This window comes from Halomonas sp. 1513, from assembly GCA_001971685.1.
In the GTDB taxonomy this organism is placed as follows: domain Bacteria; phylum Pseudomonadota; class Gammaproteobacteria; order Pseudomonadales; family Halomonadaceae; genus Franzmannia.
On record CP019326.1, the window covers coordinates 2,995,293 to 3,010,418 of the forward strand.

The 15,126-nt window shown below is 63.0% G+C and carries 10 protein-coding genes; 5 read left to right on the forward strand and 5 right to left on the reverse strand.

What is annotated here, in order from left to right; all coding sequences use genetic code 11:
* The first annotated feature begins 104 nt into the window (after positions 1 to 104).
* Together BWR19_13635 and BWR19_13640 are read left to right on the forward strand one after the other, a co-directional pair.
* Positions 105 to 674, forward strand: coding sequence for an alkylhydroperoxidase (locus BWR19_13635; protein ID APX93893.1), 570 nt, complete (start codon positions 105 to 107; stop codon positions 672 to 674).
* Positions 675 to 739: 65 nt separating this feature from the next.
* Complete coding sequence (locus tag BWR19_13640) at positions 740 to 1,690, forward strand: sulfurtransferase (GenBank protein ID APX93894.1); 951 nt, start codon at positions 740 to 742, stop codon at positions 1,688 to 1,690.
* A 72-nt stretch (positions 1,691 to 1,762) separates the two neighbouring features.
* Here BWR19_13640 and BWR19_13645 read toward each other — a convergent pair whose 3' ends face one another.
* The 3 genes from BWR19_13645 to BWR19_13655 form a co-directional block, all read right to left on the reverse strand.
* Positions 1,763 to 2,563 carry a prolipoprotein diacylglyceryl transferase gene (locus tag BWR19_13645; protein APX93895.1) on the reverse strand — a complete coding sequence of 267 codons (801 nt, stop codon included), beginning with the start codon at positions 2,561 to 2,563 and terminating at the stop codon, positions 1,763 to 1,765.
* Between the two features lie 622 nt (positions 2,564 to 3,185).
* Entirely contained in the window at positions 3,186 to 4,634 is a 1,449-nt protein-coding gene (locus tag BWR19_13650) for a cardiolipin synthase (protein ID APX93896.1), read from the reverse strand.
* Between the two features lie 35 nt (positions 4,635 to 4,669).
* Entirely contained in the window at positions 4,670 to 5,533 is an 864-nt protein-coding gene (locus tag BWR19_13655; GenBank protein ID APX93897.1) for a hypothetical protein, read from the reverse strand.
* A gap of 591 nt (positions 5,534 to 6,124) precedes the next feature.
* On the opposite strand from BWR19_13655, the gene BWR19_13660 reads away from it, so the two are divergent.
* The 3 genes from BWR19_13660 (at position 6,125) to BWR19_13670 (ending at position 11,006) form a co-directional block, all read left to right on the forward strand.
* Positions 6,125 to 6,778 (forward strand): hypothetical protein, encoded by a 654-nt coding sequence (locus BWR19_13660; GenBank protein ID APX93898.1) that lies wholly within the window; start codon positions 6,125 to 6,127, stop codon positions 6,776 to 6,778.
* Positions 6,779 to 6,858: 80 nt separating this feature from the next.
* Positions 6,859 to 9,363 (forward strand): ATPase, encoded by a 2,505-nt coding sequence (locus BWR19_13665; GenBank protein ID APX93899.1) that lies wholly within the window; start codon positions 6,859 to 6,861, stop codon positions 9,361 to 9,363.
* Between the two features lie 269 nt (positions 9,364 to 9,632).
* Positions 9,633 to 11,006 (forward strand): chromate transporter, encoded by a 1,374-nt coding sequence (locus tag BWR19_13670; GenBank protein APX93900.1) that lies wholly within the window; start codon positions 9,633 to 9,635, stop codon positions 11,004 to 11,006.
* Positions 11,007 to 11,615: 609 nt separating this feature from the next.
* Here the strand turns inward: BWR19_13670 and BWR19_13675 are convergent.
* Positions 11,616 to 13,658 (reverse strand): peptidase S15, encoded by a 2,043-nt coding sequence (locus BWR19_13675; protein APX93901.1) that lies wholly within the window; start codon positions 13,656 to 13,658, stop codon positions 11,616 to 11,618.
* Positions 13,659 to 13,717: 59 nt separating this feature from the next.
* Positions 13,718 to 15,019 (reverse strand): D-alanine--D-alanine ligase, encoded by a 1,302-nt coding sequence (locus BWR19_13680; protein APX93902.1) that lies wholly within the window; start codon positions 15,017 to 15,019, stop codon positions 13,718 to 13,720.
* Positions 15,020 to 15,126 lie beyond the last annotated feature (107 nt).

A 15,126-nucleotide genomic window follows, 5' to 3' on the forward strand; every position in this document is an offset into this window, starting at 1 on the left:
GCGATAGACCTAGCGGAAGAACACACTTCTTAGTGCCGCTATTTTTGAACTAATCGATCCACATATGGCACGACCCGTGCCATCGACTGAAAGGAGTCATACCCATGTCTGCAGACTACAAGATGCAGCTTGCCCCCCAGACCCTCGACAACGCCGACGACCAGGCGCGCCCTCTGCTCGAGAAAGCCAATGCCAAATTGGGCTTCGTGCCGCACATGTATGAAGGTATGGCCAAGGCGCCCGGCGTTCTTAGCACCTATCTGCACGGCTATGAGCTGTTCCGTGAGGCGTCGGGTTTCGCACCGCCCGAACAGGAAGTGGTGTTTCTGACCATCAGCCGTCTCAACGGCTGCGGCTACTGCATGTCGGCACACAGCATGCTGGCCGACAAGATGTCCCAGGTGCCGGCCGATGTGCTCGAGGCCATCCGCACCGACCAGCCGATCCCCGATCAGCGCCTGGCGGCCCTCAGCGCCTTCACACGGGTCATGTTCGAGACTCGCGGCAAGCCCAACGATGCCGACGTCAAGGCCTTCCTCGACGCTGGCTTCGAGGAGCAGCAGGTGCTACAGATTGTATTGGCGCTGGCGGTGAAGACTCTCTCCAACTACGCCAACCACGTCAACCATCCTGACCTGGATGACGCCTTTGCCAGCCACGCCTGGCAGGGCTGATACGCTGCGCCATGCCCGCGGCCACTGGCGGCGGGCAAGTCACCCCATGCCTGGAGGTACTCGCCATGTTCCGCACGCTTATCCTGACACTTGCCACCCTGTGGTTTTCAGCACAGGTTCACGCCAGCGGTCTCAGCCCGTTGGTCGATGCCGACTGGCTCGAGCAGCATCTCGCTGACGACGACCTGGTAGTGCTCGACGTGCGCTCCGATATCGACGGCGGCGGCGGCCACGAAGCGTTTGAAGCCGCGCATATTCCCGGCAGCCGCCACACCCGCTACGGCGAAGACGGCTGGCGCGAGAGCCGCAATGACGTGGCCGGCCTGATGCCCGCCGTCGAGGAGCTCGAGCAGCTGATCGGCGAACTCGGCATCAGCAATGACAACCGCGTGGTGATCGCCCCCGCCGGTACCGGCCCCACCGACTTCGGCACTGCCGCGCGCATCTACTGGACCTTCAAGATCCTCGGCCACGACCAGGTGGCGATCCTCGACGGCGGCTTCGCCGGCTGGCAGCAGCAGGATCGCGAGGTGGCCAGCGGCCCGACGCCCAGCGTCGAGGCGGCAACCTTCAGCGCAGAGCTTCGCGAAGAACTGATCGCCACCACCGAACAGGTGGAAGAGGCACGCCAGCGCCAGACCCAACTGGTAGACGCCCGGCCGTCGGACTATTTCACCGGCGAAACGACGTCTCCCGCGGTACGTGAGGCCGGCACCATACCCGGCGCTCGCAACCTGCCGCACCAGAGCCACATGAATGACCGTAACGGTGCCTACTACCTGGATACCGACGGGCTGGACGCGCGCATCAACGCGGCCGAGCTGAACCGCGATGAGCGCACCATTGCGTTCTGCAATACCGGCCACTGGGCCGCCACCGACTGGTTCGTGCTCAGCGAAATCGCCGGTTTCGACGATGTCGCCATGTACGATGGTTCGATGGCCGCCTGGACCATCAGCGAGTCGCGCCCCGTACAGCTGGCCCGCCGCGGCCTCGAGCTGCTCAGCGGCGACTGATCTCCCCCCTCCGAGCCGGGGCATCGCGCTAACCGCACCGGATGCCTCGGCCCGAACCCGACAGGGCCATGCTCAACGCCGCTGGTCACGCGTCGCGTCGATCGGCTGCCGACGCGACCATGCCATCAGCGCTATACCCGCGACGATCATCGGCGCGGTCAGCAGCATGCCCATGGTGACCCAGCCAAAGGCGATAAAGCCGATATGCTCGTCCGGCAGCCGCACGAACTCCACGGCGAAGCGGAACACGCCGTACAGCAGCAGGAACAGGCCGGAGATCAAGCCTCTCCGCCGCGGCTTAGCCGATAGCCACCACAGCACGGCAAACAGCACCACCCCTTCCAGGGCGAATTCATAGAGCGCCGAAGGGTGACGTGGCTCGGGCCCCATATGGGGAAAGGGCATGGCCCAGGGCAGCTCGCTGACGCGACCGGGCAGCTCGTGGTTGATGAAATTACCGATCCTGCCCGCCCCCAGGCCGATCGGCACCAGGGGTGCGATAAAGTCGGTGAGCTGGAAGTAGCCGAGCCGATGCTTGCGCGCGAACAGCAGGGCCGCCACCAGCACGCCAAGCAGGCCGCCATGGAAACTCATGCCGCCGTCCCAGAGCATGAACAGCCACAGCGGGTCGGCTAACAGCCGGTCGAGGCCGTAGAACAGGGCGTAGCCAAAGCGTCCCCCGATCACCACCCCGAGCGCTGCATAGAACACCAGGTCACCGATGGCATCCTGGCTCAGCCCCACCCGGTGGGCGCGCCGGCGCCCCAGCCACCAGGCCGCCACAAAGCCCACCACGTACATCAAGCCATACCAGTGGACCTGCAGTGGCCCTAGCGAGATCGCCACTGGATCGATATTGGGATAGTCCATCAGACGCCCCCCCGCGGCTTGCCGTCATCGGCCGTAAACGCTGTCCGCACTGCCACCCGCCGGGTGGCGTGCCAACCGTTGCAATAGGTCATGGATAACCTCTCGTCTCTCGTGAAGATTGGCTCGCCGTGTGGACGAGCCGCGAATCAACAGCGAGTCAGACGCGAGGAGGACGCTCGAGACGTTCAGGGGATGTGGATAGCCACACAGCGGCAGGCGCATGCAGCGCTTCGCTGGAGGGGGGATGCAAACCGGGGTTGGGTGAGGCCCCGGCGGAGAGATTGACGCAGGAGGTCACGCAGCCGGTGCCACCGCTATCGTCCTGCACGTCATCCGTCATTAGCGATACGTCAAGGGTGGATAGCAGCTCGACCGATGGCTCGTGCTGGATGGGGCAGCTAGCGTCTGCACCAGGGCCATCCGTCGCCGCAGCCGGCCCCGACACCATGGCGAATGCCAACGGTAAACACAGCAGCCAGGAAATAAGGAGACGCCGCATGGATCGAGCTCAATTGCTGGAACGGATGGTGGTCGGAAGAGTATTTCATGGCGCTTAGCGGCCCATCAACCTCAGTGCCGCCCCAAGGTCGACACGACATCGACGCTGGTCATGGTCATGCCCGGCTCACAGCAGCGGCGCGAGGAGGTACGCACCCCGCGCCGCCACCCGATGCCACAGCGGGAGTTCGTCGATCTCCTCTGCCTGCATGAGCCTCGACCGAGCGAAGTCGTCCTCGAACATCGCTTCCACTTCGGCGGCAAAGCCTGAGTCCATCACCATTGCCGTCACCTCAAAATTGAGACGAAAAGAGCGATTGTCGAGATTCACGGTGCCCACCGCCGCACCGATGTCGTCCACCAGAAAGGACTTGCCATGCAAGAATCCCTCCTCGTAGCGATAGACCCCAACGCCCGCCTCGAGTAGCGAGTCCAGAAAGGCGTAGGCGGCGAAATAGGTCAAGGGGTTGTCGGGACGCTCAGGGATCAGTATCCGCACGTCGACACCGCTCAGGGCGGCGAGCTTGAGCATCGCCTGTACTCCCTCGTCGGGCACGAAGTAGGGGCTGGAGATCCAGATACGCTGATGTGCGGCGTGAATCGCCTGCTGAATCATCAGGCTGGCGGTTTCGAAGCGATCCGCGGGGCCTGTCGGCAGGATCAACACCGTGGCCCCGTGGTGGCTGGGGACGACCGGCGACCAGGGTAGATCGGGCAACTCCTCGGTGGCCCAGTGCCAGTCCTCGAGAAACACCAGTTGCAGCGCCAGGGCCGCCGGCCCTTCGATCATCAGGTGGGTATCACGCCAGGGGCCGATGCGCGGGTGGCCCTCCAGATACTCGTTGCCAACGTTGAAGCCCCCGACCCAGGCTCGGGCACCGTCGGCCACCACGATCTTGCGATGATTGCGGAAATTGAGCTGGAAACGGTTACCGGGGCCGCGTGTGGAGTGAAAGCGATGCACGCGCACTCCTGCCGCCTCCAACGCCTTTAGATAGCGGCCCGGCAGGGCATAGCTGCCGATCTCATCGTAGAGGAAGAACACCTCCACCCCTTCGCGCGCTTTTTCGATCAGCCGAGCCTGCAACGCCATGCCCACCGCGTCTGCCCGTACGATGTAGAACTGCACCAGCAGATAGCGCTCGGCGGATTCAATGCCGGCAAACAAGCTCTCGAAGGTCGCCTCGCCATCGATGAGAAGATCGACACGATTGCCACCTAGAAACGGCAACTTGGCCAACTCCTCGACGCCCACCAGATGCTTGTCCGAGTGCGCCGCCGAGACCGTATGCGATCGCAACTCCACCAACTTGTCGGCGAGAGCTCGCCCCAAGGCAGAATCCTCGTCACGGCGAGAAGACACATAGCCTTGAAACTTCGTCCGTCCGAACACCCAGTAGGCCGGCACCGCCACATAGGGCAGCGTGTTGAGGGAGACGATCCAGGCCACGGCGCCTTGGGAAGTACGGCTCGACATCATTGCGTCCAGTGACGAGGCCAGGCCCACCAGGTGGGCAATGCCCATCACCAGCAGCAGCCGTCGCCAGGGTCGGCGGCGTCTAGTCCGAGGCGTCATCTAGCGAGGTAATCCAGCATGCTCTTGCTCCTGGATCACTCGAGGTGCGACCAGTCACGCCCGCCATTGGCGCTGAGCAACAGGCGCCCCTCATCATCTGACGCTACCAACCGCTGGGCATCATTCGGATCCACCGCCAGGTGCAGCAAGTAGCGCTCACCCCAGTCAGCCTTGACCACCTCCCAGTCGCGGCTGCCCTCCGGCCCTTTCACTAAGCCGACTCCCAGCATGAAGGCGTAAAGCTCTCCCTGGCTCGCCACCACCAGGCTCGTGGGACGACGCTCGGCGTGAATCTGACGCCAGCGCTCGCCGCCGTCCGGGCTCATCAACAGCCCCGTCTGAGTGGCCGCATAGAGCTGCTCGGGATCTCGACTCGAGGCCGCCAGGGCCATCAGCCCGGCGGGCGCCTGGGCGCGGATCTGCCAGCTGGAACCACCGTCCTGGCTGAGCTGAAGCTGACCGGCATAGGCTCCGTAGAGCACGTCGGGGATGGCCTCGCTGACGGTGAGCTGATGGAAGTCCACCGGGCCATCGGCGCCGGGCGAGCGCTGCTCCCAGTGTTTACCCCCATCGCTGGAGACTACCACGCCAAGATTGCCGCCCCGGGCCGGATGGCCGCTGGCGAAGAAGGTCTCGGCGTCAGTGGGGTGCGGCGTGAAGCCCATGAAGTCATGGGTCTCCTCCGACACCCGGCGAGCCATGCCATCGCGATCCACAGCATAGAAACCATGGTGGGTGGCCAGCCACAGCCGTTCGCTATCCGATCGATCAAAGGCCAGGCCGTGTATATGCGTCTGACCTCGTAGCTGCTCGAGGCTGATATCACCCGAATCACGGGAGCAGCCCACCATCAGGGTCAACAGCACGGCCACGGCAAGTGGCCAGCGACAATGGGTCATGACATCTCTTCCTCATCTCTCATCAGCTGGGGATAGCGCGACGCAACGCCACCGCACGGCGCCAAGCTACGACATGGCAGGATCCACTCGCGCGAAGTGTCGCCGTCACGCCCGGTTCTTCGCGCTCGATGAGGTGGCAGTGCGAATCGATCACCACCGTGCCATGAGGTAAGAGGGGTCAGACGCGAGGAAAACGCTCGAAGGTGGCGATAGATCCAGTGGACCTGGCCAATTCTGACCCGGCCCGATCAGGCCCGCAACCAGCGTCCTGCACGCAGGTTGACCATCGAGGCGCCCTTGATCTGCATCAATGGAAAGGTTGCGACGTTGAACTAGGGTGATTCCACCACCCTGTCAGTCGAGCCTTGCGCCATGGACCTAGCCAAACCCGCGACATGCTCAGAAACAACCCGGCTCGGACTGTTGCCCTGTCCCGCCCAGTGCGATCTGCCTGCTCACTCAGCGGTTCAGGTCTCGAGGATCGCGCAGCGTTGGTGATGATGAAACGGCATTGACCTGCGTGCCCCACACAGCTCGCAGAATGTAGACGATGACCATCAATCGGGCCTCTCGCCCGACGGGAGAATGAACATGAAGCTTCGCAAGCAGACGTTGACACTCGCACTCGCCGTGGCACTCGCTGCCAGTGGTACCGGCATTGCCTTCGCCCAGGGGATGATGGGCGACCGAGAAGGCCAAGGACGCTCCATGATGGGAGGCATGATGGGGGGCGACCAGGGCGGCATGAGCCCCGGCATGATGGGGCAAATGATGGGCGGCAGCCAGAGCGGCATGGGCTCCGGCATGATGGAAGGGATGATGGGCGGCAGCCAGGGCGGCATGGGCCCCGGCATGATGAAGGGCATGATGGGTGGCGGCATGATGCCCTGCCCGATGATGGGCGGAGCCGCCGGCATGAGCATGATGTCGATGCTCGACGATGAGCAGCGCAGCGAGATGCGCGAGCTGATGCAGGAGCACCGCCCTGCCCAGTTCGAGCGCATGGGGCAGTTGATGAACCTGCGCGACGACCTGATGGCCGAGATGCACGGCGAGCGCCCCGACCCTGATGAGGTCCAGGCGCTACACGGCCAGATGGCCGAGCTGCACGGTGAAATGATGGCCGAGATGGTGCGCATGCGAAACGCCATGCATGACCTGATGAGCGACGAGCAGCGCCAACAGCTCGAGCAGGCCACCCCCGAGGGCGGCGCCGATCCCGACGACCACGACGCCCATCACTGAACCGCGTTGATAGCAGCGCCAGGATGTTCCGGCGGCCACCCGCTGGCCGCCCCTTCGGCCCCGCTCGCAGGAGGCATGCGATGACCGATACGACCGCGAAGACGATTACCCTGACAGTGCCCGGCATGGGCAGTGACCACTGTGCCGGCATCGTGCGCAAGACGCTCCAGCGCCTCGACGGCGTGGGCGAGATCGATACCAATATCGCCAACCATCGGGTCAGCGTGACCATCGACGACGACGGCCCCGATGGAGAGGCACTGAAAGGCGCCGTGGAGGGCGCCGGCTATGACGTGGCCGCCGTCAGCGGCGGGAGCGGCAAGCAGCAGATTCGCCTGACGGTGCCCGGCATGGGCTCAGACCACTGTGCTGGCATCGTGCGCAAGACGCTCGAACGCCTGTCGGGCGTCGAGTCGATCGACACCAATATCGCCAATCACCGTGTCTCGGTCACCGTTACCGGCGACCTCGATGGCGACACGCTCAAGAACGCCGTGGAAGGGGCAGGCTACGATGTCGCCGCCGTGCAGACTGACGAGGCAGAGGACGGCGACAGCGACGCCGAGATCGAGGAAGCCTACCTTTCCCAGGCCCGCAAGCGGCTGATCATCGCCGCGGTGCCCACCACCCTGATCATGCTGCTGATGATGCCGCACATGTTCTGGCAGCCGATACCCGGCTATCTGGCGATCGTGGCACTGCTGGCCTTCCCGGTGGTGTTTCTCTACGGCGGCATCGCCACCCACAAGTCGACCTGGCGCTCGCTCAAGAACGGCACCTTCAATATGGACGTGCTGATCTCCATGGGCAGCCTGCCGCCCTACCTGATCGGCCTGATTGGCTTCGTCTACCCGATGACCTCTTTCATCGAGATGGCCGCCACCATCATGACCTTCCATCTGCTCGGGCGTTACCTGGAAGCCCTGGCCAAGGGGCGCGCGTCCCAGGCCATTCGCCGCCTGCTGACCCTGGGCGCCAAGACGGCGCGGGTAGAGCGCGACGGCGAGGAGGTCGAGGTGCCGGTGAAGGAGCTGACCATCGGCGACATCATGATCGTGCGTCCCGGCGACAAGATCCCCACCGACGGCGAAGTAGTCGAGGGCGAGAGCCATATCGACGAGTCGATCGCCACCGGCGAGTCGATCCCCGTCTACAAGAGCAACGGCGACAGCGTGATCGGCGCCACGATCAACAAGGAGGGGCGCTTGCGGGTCAAGGCGACCCGCGTTGGCGGCGATACCTTCCTGTCACAGGTGGTCAAGCTGATCGACCAGGCCCAGGGCTCACGGGTGCCGATCCAGGAGTTTGCCGACCGCATGACCGGCCGTTTCGTGCCGGTGGTGCTGTTGATCGCCCTGGCCAGCCTGATCGTCTGGCTGCTGCTGCCCGACCTCCTGCGCCCCGTTCTCGACTGGGGCGCGACCTTCCTGCCGTGGGTGAACCCCGAAGCCGCCACGCCGATACTTGCCATCCTCGCCGCCATTGCGGTGCTGGTCATCGCCTGCCCCTGCGCCCTGGGCCTGGCCACGCCCACCGCGCTGATGGTGGGCTCGGGCATCGGCGCCGAGCGCGGCATCCTGATCCGCTCCGGCGAAGCGATCCAGACCTTCAAGGACGTCAAGGTGATGGTCCTCGACAAGACCGGCACCATCACCCGCGGCGAGCCCGAGCTCACCGAGGCGGTCACCGCCGAGGGCGTCGACGAGACACGCCTGCTGACCCTGGCGGCGAGCGTGGAGAACGCCTCGGAGCACCCCATCGCCCGGGCCATCGTGGATGGGGCAAAGCAGCGCGACGTGAAACCCGACGAGGTCAGCGAGTTCCGTTCCACCGGGGCACGCGGCGTCTCGGGTAAGGTCGGCGAGGAGAGCGTGCTGATCGGTAATCGTCGACTGCTGGAAGAGGAAGGCGTGCAGGGCCTCGAGGCACTGGATGACGCCATGAGCGAGCTCGAGGGCAAGGGCCGCACCGTGGTGATCGTCGCCGCCGACGGCCAGGCGCTGGGTCTGGTAGCCGTGGCCGACACCCTCAAGGACGAATCGATCGAGGCCATCCGCGGCATGCATGAGCTGGGGCTGCATGTGGTGATGATCACCGGCGACAACGAACGCGCCGCCCGCGCCGTGGCCGACGAGGTCGGCATCGACGAGGTTCAGGCCGGGGTGCTGCCGGAAGGCAAGGTCGACGCCATCCGCAAGCTGCAGGAAACCCACGGTAACCACGTGGCGATGGTCGGCGACGGCATCAACGACGCCCCGGCCCTCACCCAAGCCAACGTCGGTATCGCCATCGGTGCCGGCGCCGACGTGGCCATCGAAGCCGCCGACGTGACCCTGGTGCGCGGCGAACTGACCGCCGTGGTGGACGCCATGCACCTGTCCCGCGCCACCTACGGCAAGATCGTCCAGAACCTGATCTGGGCCAGCGCCTATAACGTGGCGGCGATCCCCATTGCTGCCATCGGCCTGCTACACCCGATGATCGGCGTGATCGCCATGACCGCAAGCTCGCTCTCAGTGATCGGCAACTCGCTGCTGCTCAAGCGGCGCTTCACCCGCGAAACCCCGCAAGGAGAGGCCCAATGAACCACCTTCACCACTGGATGATGACCATCTGCCTGGTGCTGATGGGAGCGGTCATGCTGCTGCTGATGTGGCGCGCCAAATCGCTGGGTGGCGGCGCCTGGCTGTTACTGCCCATGGCTATGTGCCTTGGCGCCCACTGGCTGCTGCACCGTCATTGGCGATAGGCAACAGGGCACTGGCCATCGATGACTGGACAAGCTCGGCGACTACATCGAGGATAGGGCCCCGTTGTGCCGTCGTTTCCTCCTGCCATCAGCCGAGAGTTTGCCATGCCGCCTACCATCGAGACGCCCCACCAGGTTCCCTTTCGTGAGGCCGTGATGGTCTGGCTACGCATTGCCATGCTGAGCTTCGGCGGTCCCGCCGGCCAGATCGCGGTGATGCATCGTATCCTGGTCGAGGAGAAGCAGTGGATCGGCGAGCGGCGTTTTCTGCATGCCCTCAACTACTGCATGATGCTGCCGGGGCCGGAGGCCCAGCAGTTGGCCATCTATATCGGCTGGCTGATGCACCGTACCAAGGGCGGCCTGGTCGCCGGCTGCCTGTTCGTACTGCCCGGCTTCATCGCCATCCTCGCGCTGAGCTATCTGTATGCGGCGCTGGGCAACGTGGGGCTGGTGGAGGGGCTGTTCTTCGGCCTCAAGGCCGCGGTACTGGCGGTGGTGCTCAATGCGGTGGTGCGGATCGGCAAGCGGGCACTCAAGAATCGGATCATGCTGGGCCTGGCGGCGGCAGCCTTCGTGGCCATCTTCTTTTTCGAGGTGGCGTTTCCGCTGATCATCCTGAGTGCGGCGCTGCTGGGCTATTGGGGCGGCAAGCGCGGCATGACGGCCTTTCAGGTGGGCGGCGGCCATGGCAATGGCAACGACCAGGGGCTCAGCGACCGCGACTCGCTGCTCGGCGAGGGGCTGCCGGCCCACGCGCGGCCCAACCGCGGCTGGTCGCTGCGCGTCTCGGCCATCTTCCTGCTGCTGTGGCTGACGCCGGTAGCGCTGCTGTTGCTGATACTGGGCAGCGAGAACGTCTTCAGCCAGATCGCCACCTTCTTCAGCAAGATGGCGGTGGTGACCTTTGGCGGCGCCTATGCGGTTCTCGGCTACGTCACCCAGGAAGCGGTTCAGAACTACGCCTGGCTGGCGCCCGGAGAGATGCTCGACGGCCTGGGCATGGCCGAGACCACCCCGGGACCGCTGATCCAAGTGGTGCAGTTCGTCGGTTTCATGGCAGCCTACCGTGAGGCCATTGGGCTCGACCCCATGCTGGCGGCGACCCTGGCGGCGGTGCTTACCACCTGGGTGACCTTCGTGCCCTGCTTCCTGTGGATCTTCCTCGGCGCGCCCTACGTGGAGCGCCTGCGCGACAACCGCGCACTCAGTGCCGCGCTGTCTGCCATCACCGCGGCGGTGGTCGGCGTGATCCTCAACCTGGCGATCTGGTTCGGGCTCCACGTGATCTTTGCCGAGGTCGAGGAGTGGCGCGCCCTGGGAGCTCGCCTGCTGATCCCGAACCCGGCATCACTCGAGCCGCTTGCCCTGCTGCTCTCCGCCGCGGCCATGCTCGCTATCTTTCGTTTCAAGGTCGGCATGCTCACGGTATTGGGCAGCTGTGCGCTACTCGGGATGCTGTTTTCCTTGGCGTTCTAGCATAGAGCGTTTCAGCGCTGCGCTTTCAGCACTCGATCAGCAGTATTGGCCCCTCACTCCAGTGGAGTGGGGGAAGTCCAATATTGCTCTGGTGTTTGCCAGCGCACAGTCGGAGTGGCGAATCTCGCTTACTATCAATGTGAGTGAGGCGAGGGAAGTGCCTAGACAGGATGTCGCACTGTGCGCCGCAGAGGATGGGGCGCCAACGATTTATGCAACACATTGACAGGAAATAGAAATTACCATGGAACTAAAGAATGCCAGCGTCTCCATTACCATCATTCTTGCGTTCCTCGGATTGATGCTGTTTTCCGAATATTCAGCGCCAGGCACCTTGGATAGCACATCGATCATGAGCCACTAGCAGCCAGCTTTGCTATTAGCGGCTCCTATACCGAAGAGTAAGACGAATCACATGGAGGTTTTATGAACAATATCGTATGGATCATCGGCGCGGTGGTAATCGTACTCGTGGTATTGTCGTTTCTGGGTTTACGCTAGCCCTGCAAAACGCTAATCGAGTCCACCTATAACCACTGAATTACCGGGCGATCTCTCGACCACCCGGTGTCAGCTGGTGATGATCGCCAGTTTGGCGAGCAGTTGAACTCAAACCAGGTCGCGCGGAATCTCCTCGTCCCAACTCTTGGAAAACACCCGACTATCTCCCTCGTAGGCATCCATCGTAGCGCGCAGGCGAAAGTTCTCGGCGTTGGAGGTCATCAAGGTGCGGGTCACGCTGCGTACCATCCAGTCCCCGCGCCGGAAACTGCGCTCCCACTCGGTCCAGCCGCTCAGGCTGTCATAGTTGCCATAGGCATAGGTGTAGCGCTCCACGACGCGCGACGAGAGTTCCAGATCGATGTCGTCGATCCGGAAGCTGCCCTGGTCATTGATGACCTCGAGTGTGGTTTTGTCACTGGCAAGGTCGCGTATCACCCGCCAGGCTTCCTGGCTCGGCTGTATCAGGGTCACCGCCAGCGGTGGCGCGGCTTCCGGCGGATCGAACGCGGGCAGCGCGTCGTCTTCCTGGGGCTGAGGTTCACGACACGGCAAGATGAGCCGGCTGCCGGCAGGATGAACGGTGAGCTTGACGGGCACCGGCGACGGCCAGGCCAGCGGCCAATAGCTGGTCGAGAGCGAGAGTCGTATGGCGTTACCCACGGGAAACTTCTGCGCAATATGCTTGAGCGCCACACGCACCCGATAACGCTTGCCGGGCTCCAGCTGCTCGGGAAATTCGTCACTCTCGCGATGGGTCAGGTTGAGCAGACCATAGGAGATCCGCGTGGCCTTGTCGTCATCCGCGATATCACTGAGCCTGACCGCCACCATCGCTACCGGCTGATCGGCTTCGATGTCGAGCTCGACGACGGGCTGCCCACAGATCTCGATGTCTTGTTCGAGTCGCGCCGTCTGGAAGATCAGCGAGCCACCGTCCTCGTCACGCTGATCGTGTGGCAGGTCGGGGGGAGCATTGTAGGAACACCACTTCCCCGCATACAGGCCAACCGACAGTGGTGAGCGCACCGAGAGGGGCAAATCGTCGTCCACCTTGCAGCCATCGGTGCCCCCCGTGCTAGGCAGCAGGTCGTGACCGCTGGTGAGGAAGAAAGACCTCGCCTCGATACGCGGCGATGGCCAACTCGGTTCGGCAACCCAGCGGCCCGGCCGCTCGTCATAGCGGGCCGAGGGTGGCACCGAATCCTGCATCCACACCCGCAGCATCGGCTCGTCCATGATGCCCGTATCCTTGCCCTTCAGCCAATGGTCCCACCAGCGTAGCGATTCCTGCAGGAAGCCGATGGCCGGGCCTGGCACGCCAAGGTGCGGATACTTGTGTGACCAGGGGCCCACCAGGCCCTTGCGTGGCACATCGAGCCCCGCCAGCAACCGGAACACGGCATTGCAGTAACCATCCGCCCAGCCGCTGACGGCATAGACGGGGCAGCGAATGCGCGAGAAATCCTCGCACACCGAGCCATGCTTCCAGTAGTCATCGCGGCGCTGATGGCGTAGCCAGGTTGCCAGCCACAGCCCGCTGTGCTCCAGGCGTTCCAGCCACATGTCCCGCCAGCGATCGCCGACCAGCTGCGGATCAGGTGGACAGGTATTGCCATCGAACATGGTAGAGGCCCAAGACAGGTTGTCACCCAGCAGGCAGCCCCCCATGTGGTGGACATCATCGGCGTAGCGATCGTCGGTGGAGCACAGCGTAATGATGGCCTTCAGCTCGGGCGGCTGCAGTGCCGCGATCTGCAGGCCGTTGAAGCCGCCCCAGGAGATGCCGATCATGCCTACATCACCGGTACACCACGCTTGCTGGCCCAGCCAGCGCAGTATTTCCACGCCGTCGTCCAGCTCCTGCTGCAGGTATTCGTCGGTCAGCACACCGTCCGATTCGCCGCTGCCACGGATATCGACCCGCACCCCGGCATAGCCATGGCCGGCCCAATAGGCGTGAGTCTGGACGTCACGCATCGCCGTCAGGTCGCGCTTGCGATACGGCAGGTACTCGAGGATGGCCGGTACCGGATCGCTCTCGGCATCCACCGGGCGCCAGATACGTATGCCCAGCCGACAGCCATCGGCTAGCGTGATCCAGTCTTCCTCTTCCTGCACCTGGCGGGGAAAATCGCTGACGATATGCATGACGCTGCTCCCTTGACGTATCTGGTGTTGTTGCGATTCATCCCGGCGACGAGAGCATGTCAACCGACGATGTCCTCAAACGCAAAATGTAGCTGCTCGGCAAGCCGCGCATAGCGCTCTTCCAGCGCCACATCGTCATCTGCGCCCATCCACACGTAGGCCAGGGCATAACTGTAGCTGTCTTGCTCAGGCAGGGATGACAAACGCATACCGACCTCGACCTGTAGCGTGATCATAGTACCAGGGAACGCTTGCTGAAGTGCCTCTATCTCCGCATCACTGGGCACTTGGCTGACAGTGGCGTCGACGAAGAACACGCGATAGAAGAACTTCGCCGCGACCTTGAATGCCCCCTGTCGGTAAGGCATATCCGGCAACTGACCCAGGGCCAGATCCACCGTGACCTGCTGATGGCTGACCCCATCAACCTTTTCGAACAGATCGCAATGCGACTGTGCAACACGGGTATTGATTTCCAGCAGCCAGATGCGATCCTGCACTTCATCCCAGAAATATTCGATATTGAACGCAGCGTCATTGTAGCCTATATGCCCCATTATCTGACGAGTCAGCTCTTGCATCTTCGCCTGAATCGATGAGGGAAGCAGTGACGGGTATCGATAATAAAAGAAACTCAGTACCTGTGGATAGCGTATCGAGTCGACAATGCCATAGGGCACAACCTCTCCCTGAAAAACATAGCCCTCTACCGTACATTGCCAACCACCAATTATCTCTTCAGCCATGCAGTTCCCACCATCCACCGCGCGCACATCGTCAGGCAATTTTGCGTGATCCAGCACGTAATTGAATGGTTCCGAAATCGTGCCGATACCTTCACATAGACGCTCAACCGCATGGGCGAAGTCCTCTGGGCTTTCGATGCGAAACCCCAGCCTCGACCCCGATGATTTGATGGGCTTGACGAAGAACGGAAAGTACAGCCCCGCTTCCCCTATATGCTGCAGAGCCTGGCTATCGAAGGGATCAAAGGCGGTAAAGCGAGGGATGTAGTCGGCAATCACCTCGCGCTGAACGAGCCGGCTCCAATACTTATGTTCGCATTTCAATAGGCTCTCGAGGCTCGTAGAGCGCGTACCAAGCCGCTCGCAGAGCAACGGCAGCATGGTCGAGACGGGAAAATCCATGTAGCCAACGATAGCATCTATCGGCTCACCAAACGCCTTCAGCTGGCTTTCGGCCCGGGACAGCATATCTTCGATAGGGAAGATTTCCGTATCATTGACCTCGGCAGGCTCGATCACGCCATGAAAACGATAATTCTCAGCTCCACGTAGGTGCGCGAGACGCTCGCGATTGTGTTCATCCAATCCGACGACAAAAATATTCCGATCGCTCATGCCCGACTCCTTGACAAGCTCGGCTTCCACTGCACTTACCGCTCAAGCACAGCGGTTAGCCGGTAGGAAATAGCATTGCCTGCGCCGACGCTCGGCCAGCCCCAGGC

What these genes read in the sequence shown, in the direction of transcription:
- BWR19_13635 (APX93893.1), top strand. Translation starts at nt 105, where the DNA reads ATGTCTGCAGACTACAAGATGCAGCTTGCCCCCCAGACCCTCGACAAC.
- BWR19_13640 (APX93894.1), top strand. Translation starts at nt 740, where the DNA reads ATGTTCCGCACGCTTATCCTGACACTTGCCACCCTGTGGTTTTCAGCA.
- BWR19_13650 (APX93896.1), bottom strand. Translation starts at nt 4,634, where the DNA reads ATGACGCCTCGGACTAGACGCCGCCGACCCTGGCGACGGCTGCTGCTG.
- BWR19_13655 (APX93897.1), bottom strand. Translation starts at nt 5,533, where the DNA reads ATGACCCATTGTCGCTGGCCACTTGCCGTGGCCGTGCTGTTGACCCTG.
- BWR19_13660 (APX93898.1), top strand. Translation starts at nt 6,125, where the DNA reads ATGAAGCTTCGCAAGCAGACGTTGACACTCGCACTCGCCGTGGCACTC.
- BWR19_13665 (APX93899.1), top strand. Translation starts at nt 6,859, where the DNA reads ATGACCGATACGACCGCGAAGACGATTACCCTGACAGTGCCCGGCATG.
- BWR19_13670 (APX93900.1), top strand. Translation starts at nt 9,633, where the DNA reads ATGCCGCCTACCATCGAGACGCCCCACCAGGTTCCCTTTCGTGAGGCC.
- BWR19_13675 (APX93901.1), bottom strand. Translation starts at nt 13,658, where the DNA reads ATGCATATCGTCAGCGATTTTCCCCGCCAGGTGCAGGAAGAGGAAGAC.
- BWR19_13680 (APX93902.1), bottom strand. Translation starts at nt 15,019, where the DNA reads ATGAGCGATCGGAATATTTTTGTCGTCGGATTGGATGAACACAATCGC.